Below are 12,336 nucleotides of genomic sequence, written 5' to 3' on the forward strand. Positions count from 1 at the left end.
AATACAGCTACCGTCTCACTCCTTTCATGTTAGAATAACGATACGATACTTAATGTAGCTTTAGACGTTTTCAAATGCTTAAAGCGACGTTAATTGATATAATGTTGCAATAAAGTCTTAAAGATAGGAGAACACCATGCTGATACCAATCATAGTCGACATAGTTGCAGTGTTCATCATCGTATTTGCTGATTTATATAGACAACACTACAAGAAATTAAGTTTCAATACGATTATTATTTCGATGGCTGTGACTGGCTTAATCAACTTATTATTTATAAACAAATATAACTTTATCACTATAACGACAGTGGCTATGCTGTTAATATGGGCCGTACTTCAATTCTATGTTGATAGAAAGAATGGCCATGCGCTCATACATACACAACGCTTCATTGCAATCATCTTCGCGTTTGTCATGAGTTTATCCACGCTCCTTACTTACAAGATGAGTGAAGCGTCATATTACATGTCGTTACCTTACTTAGCACCTGCTGTCTTTCTTATTGGCGGGATTGTTCTTTTCGTAAGTACATTTCAATATTCAGAGCGCAAGAAAGTGAAACCGATCCATCAACTTTCCTATCCAATGACTGTCGGCGAAATCATCATGGTTCTCTCCTTTGCGGTGATGACCATCTTAACTCCTTTCTGGTATGTGCTACTCATTATCAACTTATTATTCTGCGTATTTATTGTATGGTCGAAATTATTTTTTTCTAAAAATGATTAACCTCAAAACTTTATGGGTATAATGTACCAGCACAACGTAGAAAAGGAGGTAACATTCATGCATTTAATTATTATGCTTATCATCGGTGGTCTTATCGGTTGGATTGCTGGTGGTATCGTTGGTAAAGATATTCCTGGTGGTATTATTGGTAATATCATCGCTGGTATCGTAGGTGCCGCTCTAGGTCACTGGATTTTAGGTGAATGGGGTCCAAGCTTAGGTGGAATTGCAATCTTCCCAGCACTTATTGGTACTATTGTATTAGTATTTATCGTATCATTAATTGTTGGTAAATTACGCGGTAAAAAATAACAATCGTTAATCAACCCTTGTTGTTACCATTTGTAGGGACAATGATGACTTCGAATTGTCATCAACTAATGAAATGTTAACTTCAAGGGAATGAGGGCTAGAGGGCTATATACATAGTGTTCTGGTCCTTTTTTATATACGAGGGCGCCCCTCTCTGCTGCGAATTAACAGTTTGAGAGGGGCGTCTTTTTTGCTCTATTAAACATGAGAATTCTCTTTCTTCTCGGATGCTTCCACATCCTGAGTACGACTTTTACCATTCAACATCTCTTGCACCGCTTGCGCCTGCAAATCATCAGTATCTGGCTCGTTCAAATTGGAAGCCTGCACAATGTACTTCGGACGCTTCTTCACCTCATAGTAAATCCGTCCGATATATTCACCTACAATACCGATTGAGATGAGTTGAATACCGCCAATAAGTAATATCGCTGCGATCGTTGAGAAATACCCCGGCGTTTCGATGCCGTGAACCATAATACTAATCAATATATAAATGATATACAGCAAACTTAAGCCGAAGACGATGAGACCGAGATAAATCATAGCGCGCAACGGTTTATTATTAAAGGAAATTAAACCATCAATGCCGTAATTTAACAATTTACTAAAGGACCATTTCGACTCGCCATCTTCGCGTTCGACGTTCTCGTAGGTAAACACTTGGGTATGGTAACCGATCCATGCGTAGAGTCCTTTAGAGAAACGATTCGTCTCGTCGAGTTGTGTAAGCGAAATCACTGCACGTTGACTCAATAAACGGAAATCACCGACACCGTCCTCAAGACGAATATCTTCCACGAAACGGTTAATCATACGATAATACAATTTCGTCAGCCACTTACGCGATTTATTCTCTCCACAACGATTACGTTTCGCTATCACTTGATCATAGCCGTCCATATAACCTTGAATCATCTTCGGTATCAAATGAGGTGGATGCTGCAAATCTGCATCAATCATAATAACCGCATCACAATCTGTACTGTGCTGATAACCTGCAATCATCGCAGATTCCTTACCGAAGTTGCGGCTAAAGGAAATAAATTTCACATGTGAATCTGTAGTCGCTGTCTCTTGAATATAACTGATGGTACTGTCTTTACTCCCATCATCTATAAAAAGTAAGTCATAATCGTAATGTTGTCGCAGACTATCTGTTTCTAATATTTCTATCAATTTTTTATACGTTTTTAATATGACTTCACCCTCGTTGTAACAAGGTATAATGACTCTTACTTTCATCTATTTAACACCTTTCACCCGTGGTTATCATTACTTTATCAATGATGGAATTTCATTGACGACTCAAAAGTCACAGTTTTACAAAAACTTAAAGTTGAGTTAATAACCACGTTACATACCGTTTTAATTATTGCAGAAATCAACTGATTTTAAAAGAAAAACTTGTTAATAAGCAATATACTTTGTTTGTATTATAAGTTTACTGATGAAATGCTATCATCTACATAAACAGTACAAGTGCTACAAAAATTCCACCAAAACAGGTCTGATAAACCTATTTGGTGGAATTATTTGCTTCAAATCATATTAAATTCTTATTTCAACGTACCGATGCGAACCTCATCTGGATCTTTACCTTGTCGCGCACCTTGATCTAGACTATCAATTTCAGCTATATCAGTGAGTTCTAGGTTGAAATCAAGGATATCGTAATTCTCACGAATACGTTCAGGTGTTTTAGATTTCGGTATGATGACACGGTTGTGCGCTAAATGCCAACGAAGTACAATTTGAGCTGGCGTCTTATCGTAGCGTTCTGCAATATTCACCACAGTTGGATGATCTAACAAGCCACGATTACGCATCAATGGCATCCACGCAGTTACCGCAATGTCATGTTTGTCACAGAAATCTTGTGTCTCTTGTTGATTAAAGTATGGGTGACATTCAATTTGGTTTACAGCTGGCGTTACATCTGTTTCCGCCATTAAACGTTCCAAATGATGTGGCTTAAAGTTACATACACCAATCGCACGAATTTTACCTTCATGATAAAGTTGCTCTAACGCTTTGTAACTTTCAATAAACAGTTCGTCCGCTTCACACGGCCAGTGAATGAGATACAAATCTAAATAATCCGTACCTAAATTCTGTAACGATTTCTCAAAGTAAGTTAACGTCTGCTCATACCCTTGGTAATCGTTCCACAATTTAGACGTGATAAAGAGGTCTTCGCGATCGACACCTGATTGCTTCAGGGCACGACCCAACGCTTGTTCATTTCCGTAAAAATACGCTGTATCGAAAGCACGATAACCCGCTTCAATCGCAGTCTCTACTGCCGTCTCCATTTCCTCATCAGTAACCTTATAAACGCCGAGACCAATCTTCGGCATTGGATAACCATTGTTTAAGTAATAAGTATCTTGAACCATACGCTCTCTCCTCACTTTCATTCTCAACTCAATTTTGCCATGTTCGGCTTTAGAATGACAAGAAAGTGCTCTTCGCTATCTGTACAGTAGCCAATAACAAGTGTGATAAAAGTCAGTGATTATCATTTTATTTTGGGGGAATGTTTATTTTCTATACGTTCTTTCATCTTCTGTAGTCTTTGTTTTACGCCAAATCTGCTTTTAATTCTTCATTTTCCTGTCGAAGTTTCGCAAGATCTTCTCGTTCTTCTGATGTGTGCGCAATATCTTTTCGTGACTGAGTCTTCATTAGTAAAAGACCTCTCTTTCTAAGATTTGGACTCTGCAATCCACTTTACATTTCCATTTAATCTTACCCCACCTGCTGAAAAAGCTCGAGTCAGAACGCTAATTCCAACTCGAGCCTTTATCTACGTCATCGATTCAAACTTTCGACGCTTCTACCAATTTATTGATGGTCGTCTTCTTCTTCGTCTTCATCTGTATGACGTGTTTCGTTGTATTCATATTTTAAAATAACATTAATGATTTGATGATTATCGATTTCTGAAATAATCCAACGATCAAATATTGTATCGACATAATCATTCTGTTGTAAGTTGGTGTTATGTGCTTGTAACCAACCTCCAATCGTGTCGATATCCTCTGAATCTTCGAATTCGATGCCAAATTGATCTTGAATGTCATCTAGTAACACACGACCGTTGATTTGGAAGGTGTCGTCATTAATTTTAACAATATCGTTAACCTCGTCGTTATCGAACTCATCTCGAATTTCGCCGACAATCTCTTCCAAGATATCTTCCATCGTTAAGATACCTGCTGTACCGCCATACTCGTCAATGATGAGACTCATATGTACGTGCTCACGCTGCATGCGAATCAATGCGTCGCTAATACGTGTCGTTTCAGAAATCATCGGGAGTTCGTGAATATAGTTGCTAATGCGAATCGCTTCACCAGAGGCGTACTCTGTAAGAAATTCTTTAACGTTGATAAAGCCTTTCACATGGTCTTTGTCGCCATCTTCCGTGATTGGATAACGTGTAAATTGGTGTTCTTTAATCGTTTCAAGCAACTCTTCAACGTTGAAAGGTTCATTCAACGTCGTCACTTGTGTACGCGGAACCATAATATCTTTGGCATGACGTTCATCAAATGAGAAGATATTCTGCATATATGCGAGCTCAGTTTGATTGATTTCGCCGCCATTATAACTATTATTAATGATAATCTTAATTTCTTCTTCTGACATCGCATCGTTGTCTGCATCTGGGTCTACACCCATGAGTCGTATGATTAAGCGCGCAGAACCATTCATCAACCAGATGAGTGGTTTCATAATCATGCCGAAGTAGTACAGTGGACGTGAGTAGACGAGCGCGAGTTTCTCTGTGTGTTGAATCGCGATAGACTTCGGCGCAAGCTCACCTAATACGACGTGCAAGTAAGTCACTAAGATGAACGCGATGATAAATGCAAGCGTCGTCTGCACAGGTTCAGGCATCGGGAAGAGGTTAAAGAGCGGACTGAGGATCTTCTTAAAAGTCGGTTCCCCTAGCCAACCTAATCCTAAAGATGTCACTGTAATACCAAGCTGACACGCAGATAGGTAATAATCTAAATTGTGAATCATCTTACGAACGACTTTCGCACTGCCGTTACCTTCTGCTGCTAATTGTTCAATTCGTGTAGATCTTACTTTCACTAGCGCAAACTCAGAACCTACAAAGACAGTAGTTAATGCAATTAACAGAATAAAAATAATTAAACTAATTATGGTCGTTGTTTCCAATTAATTCCCCTAATTTAGGGATTCACCTCCAAATTGATCAGTGCCACAATGTGGTTTCCATAAGCCTAGATTACTTGTATAACTATGATATTGATTTAACGTTAAATCCTTCCCATTGTAGCACCTCCCTAAAAAAGACGTATTGTATCCATAATAGCATATTTCTAAACAATTTTAATAGTATATCACACTAAAAAGTTGGCTTTTACACTAGAACTCGTGAAGCTCGCCACCTTTAATCGTCGCTATAACTTCAGTGTGCGCACCTGTAATTACGATGTCTGCATCTTTTCCTACAACAAGACTGCCTTTACTGCTATCTACACCTAACGCACGTGCTTGGTTCAAGCTCGTTACACGCCACAATTCTTCAAGGTTCGCACCCGTAAATTGTTTCAAATTCTCTAAACCGTCGTTCATGCGTAGTATACTTCCAGCAAGCGAACCACTCGCCAAGCGTGCTTCAGAACCTTTGACATGCACGTTCTGTCCACCTAAATCGTATTCTCCTTCAGGCATACCTTTCGCACGCATCGCATCTGTGATGAGATAAAAATGCTCGTTACCTTTCTGTTTGTACGCAATCGCCACAGCTGCCGGATGCGAATGCACACCGTCAACGATGAGTTCTGTAGCGAGATGATCATTCGTCCAAGCTGCACCAAAGACGCCAGGGTTACGATGTTCAAACGGCGTCGCTGCATTATAAAGATGAGTGATATGTTTCGCACCATGTTCAACCGCTTCATTCGCCTCATCAAACGTCGCTACTGTATGCCCCATTGAGAAGATAATGTCATCATGTAGCGCTTCTAACGTTTCATGTGCACCTTCAACTTCTGGAGCGAACGTAATAATCTTGATCAATTGATTCGCAACATCTTGAAAATGACGAATCTTCTCTACAGACGGACGTTGCACATAAGCAGGGTTCTGCGCTCCCACTTTATGTTCAGAAATAAATGGCCCCTCCAAATGTACACCTAAGATTTCTGCTTCTTCTGTAGAAGATTGTTTATCTTTATAAGTAGCAATCGTAATGAGCGCACGTTCGACGTTCTCATCGGATTGCGTCATCGTCGTCGCTAGGAAGCTTGTCGTACCTTCACTCAAGAGATTCTGCGCTAAATGTTGTAAGCCTTCTTCTGAAGCGTCCATGGCATCCTTGCCATATCCGCCATGAATATGAATATCGATGAAGCCGGGTAAGATATCGTGGCCTTGTGCGTCGTAAGTCTTCAACTCACCTGTATAATCTCCAGAGGCAATTTCTGCTATCTTGCCATCTTTGACTACCAAGTAGCCGTGATTGATCACTTTATCTTCTGTATAAATTTTGCCGTTAGTAATGACATATTCCATAATTTGACCTTCTTTATGTTTAGAGTAGTAACTTTATTTTACAATAACATCGCAAGCGACGCATCTCTCTAGTTAAAAAGACCTGCATCGTCAATTATTTCGAACAATGCAGGTCTCGCAACATCTTCAATTACTTTCAATACTTACTATCATTTTACAAAATCTATTTGCCTTTAAAAATTTCACTTACTACTACGTCAACTATTCGTCCATAGCCTGAGATGCTTGGATTTCATCTTCAGAAAGTTTCGGTTTAACAATACCGTAGATAATCGCGCTGACTAACGCACCAACCACGATAGCTAAAAGCGTTTGAAGTGAATGGCCAAAGTCTGTACCAAATACGACGAAGATACCACCGTGTGGCGCTCGGATTGCTGAACCGAGTCCTAAAGCAACCGCACCACCGATACCTGAACCAATCATCATAGATGGAATGACACGGATCGGATCAGCCGCCGCAAACGGAATCGCACCCTCAGTAATGAAGGATAAGCCCATCACATAGTTCGGAACGATAGAACCGCGTTGTGCTTTCGTAAATTTCTTACGGAAGATGAGCATTGCAGTCGCAAGTGCAATCGGTGGCACCATACCGCCGACCATTGCTGCAGTAATCGGTGCTGTATTCCCTTCGATTAACGCTGCAGTCGCAAAGACGTACGCTGCTTTGTTGAAAGGACCTCCCATGTCAATCGCCATCATTGCGCCGACGACGAGACCAAGTATCATCGCGTTAGCACCGGATAAGCTGTTTAAACCGTGAAGTAATAAGTGGTTTAACCATGCTGCAGGTGGATTGACTACATAAATCAATACTAAGCCTGTAATCGTTACAGATAAGATTGGATAAATTAATGTAGGTTTCAAACCTTCAAGCGCTTGCGGAATACGACTGAAGAGCTTTTTAATACCTTCAGTTAAGTAACCTGCTAAGAAACCTGCGATAATCCCGCCGATAAATCCAGAATCACCAGATACGGCAAGCATACCACCCACTAAACCAGCAGCGAAACCAGGTTTGTCGGCAATACTACGTGCGATGTAACCAGACAAGATTGGGATGATGAGCGCAAATGCACTGTTTTTACCAATGTTCCATAACTGTTCTGCAAACGGAATATATTCCTTGCTCTTAGGGTCAAAGGAGTTCGTACCCATGAGGAAGACGATAGCCATCAAGATACCACCAGCGATAACGAGTGGCAACATGTTGGACACACCGTTCATCAAGTGTTTGTAAATCGTCTTACCAACACTTTGTTTCTCATTCGTACCACTGCTCGTGTTCTTGCTATCTCCACGCGCAACAAACGGTTGACGTGACGTATCTTGCGCCATGTTAATTAGCTCTTCAGGACGTTTAATACCGTCAGCTACAGGAACTTCTACGACATTCTTGCCGTCAAAGCGATCTGTTTCAACGTGCACATCTGCTGCAACGATGACTCCAGTAGCTTTCTCGATATCCTCGCGTGTAAGTCGATTCTTCACACCGCCAGAGCCATTTGTTTCCACTTTAATGTTGACGTCCATCTTGCCTGCTTGTTTCTTCAAGGCATCACGTGCCATGTACGTATGTGCGATACCTGTTGGACAAGCAGTGACTGCGAGGATATAAGGTTTCTCTTCTTCGCCTGCAGGAACGCCACTCGCATCTTCTGCAACTTCTTCCGTCTCCTCATCAGTAGCTTCGTCATCTGCTTTATTAATGATATTCAATACTTCTTCTGGCGAGTTAGCTGCAAGTAGTTCAGCACGTACTTGGTCATCCATGAGTATGCCAGATAATTTCGCTAAGGCATCCAAATGGGTTTGAGCGCCGCCAGCAGGTGCTGCAATCATAAAGAAGAGGTGTGCAGGTTGCATGTCTAAACTTTGATAATCTACACCTGCTTGGGATTTACCGAAAGCAATGGCAGGTTGTTCTACTGCTTCTACTTTCGCGTGAGGAATGGCAATACCTTCACCAATTCCTGTTGTGCTTTGTGCTTCACGATCAAAAATCGCTTGTTGATATGCTGCTTTGTCATTCAATTTCCCTGCTTGGTCGAGTTGATCAACCAATTCATTAATCACGCCGTCTTTGTCTGAAGCTGATAATTCCATAGCAATGGTGTCTTTCGTTAATAATTCGGTAATTCTCATCTTGTTCACTCCCAACAATGATTGTTCAATTTCAATATTCATGTTCGTCTTCACTGTGTGCGTTCGTCTCGATTACCTTGTGCCGAAGTAGTTACGCGTCAATGGACGTGATTTGTACCTGTTGTCGAATGCGGTCGATGCGGTCCTTTTCCGCTAAATCATCATTAAAGGCTGTTGCAGTACCTGACGCAACCGCTTGAGCAAAAGCTTCTTCGATAGATTGGCCTTGATCCAATCCTGCAACCATTCCGGCAACGGTGCTATCTCCTGAACCTACTGTGTTAACGACCCGTCCAGTAGGTACTTGCGCTTTCAACCGTCTTTCATCATCCATGTATATTGCACCTTCTCCACCTAGAGAAATAATGACGGATTGTGCACCTTTCTCGAGGATATGTTGGCCACAACGTACAACGTCTGCATCAGATTGAATGGTCGTGTCAAACATCATTTCAAGTTCATCTTTATTTGGTTTGATGAAGCGTGGGTGGTAATCCAATACCGATTCCACTAGTGCTTTTTCAGCATCTACCACAAACTGTGCCCCTGTATGACTTAAGATTTCGACAATTTGTCGATAAGCATCTCTTGGTAAACTTTTCGGCATACTACCTGCAATCACGACCGTGTCCTGTTCAGTTGTCTCACGCATTTGTTGTAAAAGGGCTTCAAATTGATCTTCAGTCACTTGAGGTCCTGGCGCGTTAATTTCAGTTTCCGTACCTGTTTTCAACTTAATATTAATACGCGTATCTTCAGACGTTTCGATAAAACGCGCTTCAATCCCCTGGCTTTCTAATTGTTCACGTATAAATTGACCCGGGAACCCACCCGCAAAACCAAGTGCTGTTGTGGGCGTATTCAACGTCTGTAGCACACGCGATACGTTGATACCCTTTCCACCTGCGAACTTCTGCGTCGAAGTTGCGCGATTCAGTCCTTCAAGTTGAAAGTCTTCTGTATAGACGACATAGTCAATAGAAGGATTGAGTGTCACCGTGTAAATCATGTTAAACCTCCTATCAAATGATACTGTTGAGCATATGACTGAAACACGTCTAACGCGGTTATTTGTTCAGAAACGAGGACCGACACTGAAGAAGTTGTCGGAACCGTCGCGAAATAAACTTTGTCATATTTCGTATGATCAGCTAGAACGTAGGTGTGAAAGCTAAAGTCAATCGCATACGCTTTAATCAATGCCTCTTGTTCATCTGGCGTCGTTAAGCCATGATGGAGATCTAAACCGTTGATACCGATAAAAGCTTTGTCAAAGCGGTATTTCTTCAACGTTTCCAACGCATTAACGCCTACAGTAGCTAACGTCGTCGCTTTAACTTCGCCACCTAACGTTAACGTCTTGAAACTATATTTCAGTAATTCTTCTACATGTGTTAAACCGTTAGTTACCACGGTCACATGCTTCGCCTTAATAAATGGAATCATCTCCAGCGTTGTCGAACCTGCATCGAGGAAGATACAGTCATGATCTTCAACATATTCTGCTGCTTGACGCGCAATCTCTTGTTTCTCTTGTAAATTACGCGTGCGTTTGTCTGCGAGTTTCGCCTCTGTCACCACGGATTGATTTAATGCCGCGCCACCATGAACGCGAGAAAGCTTGCCCATCTGTTGCAGTTTAGACAAATCTCGTCGTACTGTCGACGCACTACTTCCAGTATGGTCAACCAACTCTTGTAACGTTAAGAATTCTTTATTTCTCAATTCAGATAAAATCATTTCATGACGTTTCTCACTGATCATCGCTCATCCACCTCATTTCACTTTAATTATAATGTCATCGCTTTCATAATTCAATCATTTTTAACCAATTTCGTTCAAAAACAATCACTATATACGTGAAAACATTCAAAATCTGTCAAAATTCATATAAAAAATGGGAGTGAGACAGAAATCTACTTGATTTCGTAGTCTCACCCCCGCAAGGGTGACTAGAGTTCGAGAAAGCGATAGCCTTCACGAATTCAGTCAGCTACTGCGTAATTATATATATAGAACTAACAGTTTCGTACTTATTCTTTCAATGTAAACACGATATTGAGACAGAAATCTAAGATTTCGTAGCCTTGCTCCCGCACATGACTGACTCGTATTTGACAAAGCGTTAGCTATCTCAAGTACAGACAGCAACTGCGATAAGTATGAGTTAATATCTTTATCAAAATTAAGTTCTTTCTAAATGAGATGACTTCATATCTATGGTTTATTCTTATTATTATCTTCGAACGACACGTTCTGCTTCTAAATCACACTTTGTGTAATATCTGCATACTGACCTTCAACGACTATGATTAAGTCTTGTGGTGCTACTTTAATTTGTGTGCCTCGCTCACCACCACTAATGTAGATATAAGATAACAACGTCGCTGTCTCATCTAGCGTAGTAGGAAATAAGCGTTTCATTCCTACTGGCGAACATCCCCCTCTTATATATCCGGTCACTTGTTTCAGGTCGCGCATCGGCATGAGATTCAGCTTCTTCTCGTGAACCGCTTTGGCAGCTGCTTTCAAGTCTAATGTCTCAGTCACAGGAATAACAAAGACGTAGTGCTCATGATTCGCATTTTCTAATACGAGGGTCTTAAAGACATGTTCTGGATCTTCTCCTAAACTATGCGCAATCGTCTCACCATCTTGATGTGCGTCTTCCACTTCGTAGTAATTAACTTCAAACTCCACGCCCGCGCGCTCTAACATGCGCATCGCATTAGTCTTTTTACGTTTCATACCAGCCCCTCCTTTCTGTCATTAAAAAATACAAACAAGCACAATAACTTGTCTGTATTAATTCAAATCGTAGGCTCTGCAATAGCTTGACCATAAGGCGTCACTCTGACTTTGTACTCCAGATGCTTTGTAGGTTGTACGAATACATAATGCCACCCTGACTCATCATGGTCTTTCTTCCTATATCTATCCAAATCATGATTGTAAGTTTGTGCTGCGATTCGCGCTATAACATCCGCTTCACGCTCATCTATTTGAACGTGATTTACCTTTGGCCGTTTCTGAATTTGATCATAGAGATGCACGTTCAAGTGTGGGTCGACCGTTACTCGTTGATAGTTGTTAGGACGTTTACTATCTATAAAGGTGAATACATAGTATGGCTCACCCTTAGAAGTTTGTGCAAGTGTATAGTGGTGATAACGTGATTGCATATGGGCGTTCTTAAAATGAGTGTCAGCTGCTTGACGCGCGCTTTGTAACGTCGGAAGTTGAGATAGCTCACTTTGATTTGCTGAGACCTTAACCGAAGTATCCTCTGCATCCTTATGAGTCACTTGTTTTGTAGCCGCGTGAATCTCAGGATGCAACTTGAAATGCGCTTTCTTGTCCATAGACACGCGTTCTCCAGTACATCTAAAGATCAATTCATGCAACTTACATAACGCCTGGTGATGCGTTGCGATATAGATGAGACCAATCAAACAACTCGCCAATACGAAGGCAAATAGCGATAACATAATATTTTTTCCATTCATCTGCCAAGAAAGTACTCCTTTAGTATTTCCTATATCTTACCACGTACTTAACATATTTATTGTAATATGGTTTACAATTTA

11 protein-coding genes are annotated in these 12,336 nt (G+C 40.9%); 2 read left to right on the forward strand and 9 right to left on the reverse strand.

Annotated features, from left to right (window positions below; genetic code table 11):
* Positions 1–136 precede the first annotated feature (136 nt).
* A complete protein-coding gene (locus HMPREF2802_RS06690) occupies positions 137–733 on the forward strand; it encodes a hypothetical protein (RefSeq protein WP_070503195.1) in 597 nt (198 codons plus the stop codon).
* 57 nt (positions 734–790) lie between these two features.
* A complete protein-coding gene (locus tag HMPREF2802_RS06695) occupies positions 791–1,045 on the forward strand; it encodes a GlsB/YeaQ/YmgE family stress response membrane protein (RefSeq protein WP_070503197.1) in 255 nt (84 codons plus the stop codon).
* Positions 1,046–1,243: 198 nt separating this feature from the next.
* Here HMPREF2802_RS06695 and HMPREF2802_RS06700 read toward each other — a convergent pair whose 3' ends face one another.
* From HMPREF2802_RS06700 to HMPREF2802_RS06740, 9 genes are all read right to left on the reverse strand, one after another.
* On the reverse strand, positions 1,244–2,290 hold the full coding sequence (locus HMPREF2802_RS06700; RefSeq protein ID WP_070503198.1) for a glycosyltransferase family 2 protein: 1,047 nt from the start codon (positions 2,288–2,290) through the stop codon (positions 1,244–1,246).
* 314 nt (positions 2,291–2,604) lie between these two features.
* Complete coding sequence (locus tag HMPREF2802_RS06705; RefSeq protein ID WP_070503200.1) at positions 2,605–3,444, reverse strand: aldo/keto reductase; 840 nt, start codon at positions 3,442–3,444, stop codon at positions 2,605–2,607.
* Positions 3,445–3,892: 448 nt separating this feature from the next.
* A complete protein-coding gene (locus tag HMPREF2802_RS06710) occupies positions 3,893–5,239 on the reverse strand; it encodes a hemolysin family protein (protein WP_002471777.1) in 1,347 nt (448 codons plus the stop codon).
* Between the two features lie 210 nt (positions 5,240–5,449).
* A complete protein-coding gene (gene nagA / locus HMPREF2802_RS06715; protein ID WP_070503202.1) occupies positions 5,450–6,604 on the reverse strand; it encodes an N-acetylglucosamine-6-phosphate deacetylase in 1,155 nt (384 codons plus the stop codon).
* Between the two features lie 198 nt (positions 6,605–6,802).
* A complete protein-coding gene (locus tag HMPREF2802_RS06720) occupies positions 6,803–8,749 on the reverse strand; it encodes a PTS fructose transporter subunit IIABC (protein WP_070503204.1) in 1,947 nt (648 codons plus the stop codon).
* 91 nt (positions 8,750–8,840) lie between these two features.
* On the reverse strand, positions 8,841–9,758 hold the full coding sequence (gene pfkB, locus HMPREF2802_RS06725; protein WP_070503206.1) for a 1-phosphofructokinase: 918 nt from the start codon (positions 9,756–9,758) through the stop codon (positions 8,841–8,843).
* Entirely contained in the window at positions 9,755–10,513 is a 759-nt protein-coding gene (locus HMPREF2802_RS06730) for a DeoR/GlpR family DNA-binding transcription regulator (RefSeq protein WP_070503208.1), read from the reverse strand. The genes pfkB and HMPREF2802_RS06730 overlap by 4 nt, the downstream gene beginning before the upstream one ends.
* 498 nt (positions 10,514–11,011) lie before the next feature.
* On the reverse strand, positions 11,012–11,497 hold the full coding sequence (ybaK, locus tag HMPREF2802_RS06735; RefSeq protein WP_070503210.1) for a Cys-tRNA(Pro) deacylase: 486 nt from the start codon (positions 11,495–11,497) through the stop codon (positions 11,012–11,014).
* Between the two features lie 62 nt (positions 11,498–11,559).
* Positions 11,560–12,255 (reverse strand): hypothetical protein, encoded by a 696-nt coding sequence (locus HMPREF2802_RS06740; RefSeq protein ID WP_070503212.1) that lies wholly within the window; start codon positions 12,253–12,255, stop codon positions 11,560–11,562.
* Between the last annotated feature and the right edge of the window lie 81 nt (positions 12,256–12,336).

The organism is Staphylococcus sp. HMSC071G07 (assembly GCF_001811435.1).
In the GTDB taxonomy this organism is placed as follows: domain Bacteria; phylum Bacillota; class Bacilli; order Staphylococcales; family Staphylococcaceae; genus Staphylococcus; species Staphylococcus pettenkoferi.

What these genes read in the sequence shown, in the direction of transcription:
- HMPREF2802_RS06705 (WP_070503200.1), bottom strand. Translation starts at nt 3,444, where the DNA reads ATGGTTCAAGATACTTATTACTTAAACAATGGTTATCCAATGCCGAAG.
- pfkB (WP_070503206.1), bottom strand. Translation starts at nt 9,758, where the DNA reads ATGATTTACACGGTGACACTCAATCCTTCTATTGACTATGTCGTCTAT.
- HMPREF2802_RS06695 (WP_070503197.1), top strand. Translation starts at nt 791, where the DNA reads ATGCATTTAATTATTATGCTTATCATCGGTGGTCTTATCGGTTGGATT.
- HMPREF2802_RS06740 (WP_070503212.1), bottom strand. Translation starts at nt 12,255, where the DNA reads ATGAATGGAAAAAATATTATGTTATCGCTATTTGCCTTCGTATTGGCG.
- HMPREF2802_RS06690 (WP_070503195.1), top strand. Translation starts at nt 137, where the DNA reads ATGCTGATACCAATCATAGTCGACATAGTTGCAGTGTTCATCATCGTA.
- HMPREF2802_RS06700 (WP_070503198.1), bottom strand. Translation starts at nt 2,290, where the DNA reads ATGAAAGTAAGAGTCATTATACCTTGTTACAACGAGGGTGAAGTCATA.
- HMPREF2802_RS06730 (WP_070503208.1), bottom strand. Translation starts at nt 10,513, where the DNA reads ATGATCAGTGAGAAACGTCATGAAATGATTTTATCTGAATTGAGAAAT.
- ybaK (WP_070503210.1), bottom strand. Translation starts at nt 11,497, where the DNA reads ATGAAACGTAAAAAGACTAATGCGATGCGCATGTTAGAGCGCGCGGGC.
- HMPREF2802_RS06720 (WP_070503204.1), bottom strand. Translation starts at nt 8,749, where the DNA reads ATGAGAATTACCGAATTATTAACGAAAGACACCATTGCTATGGAATTA.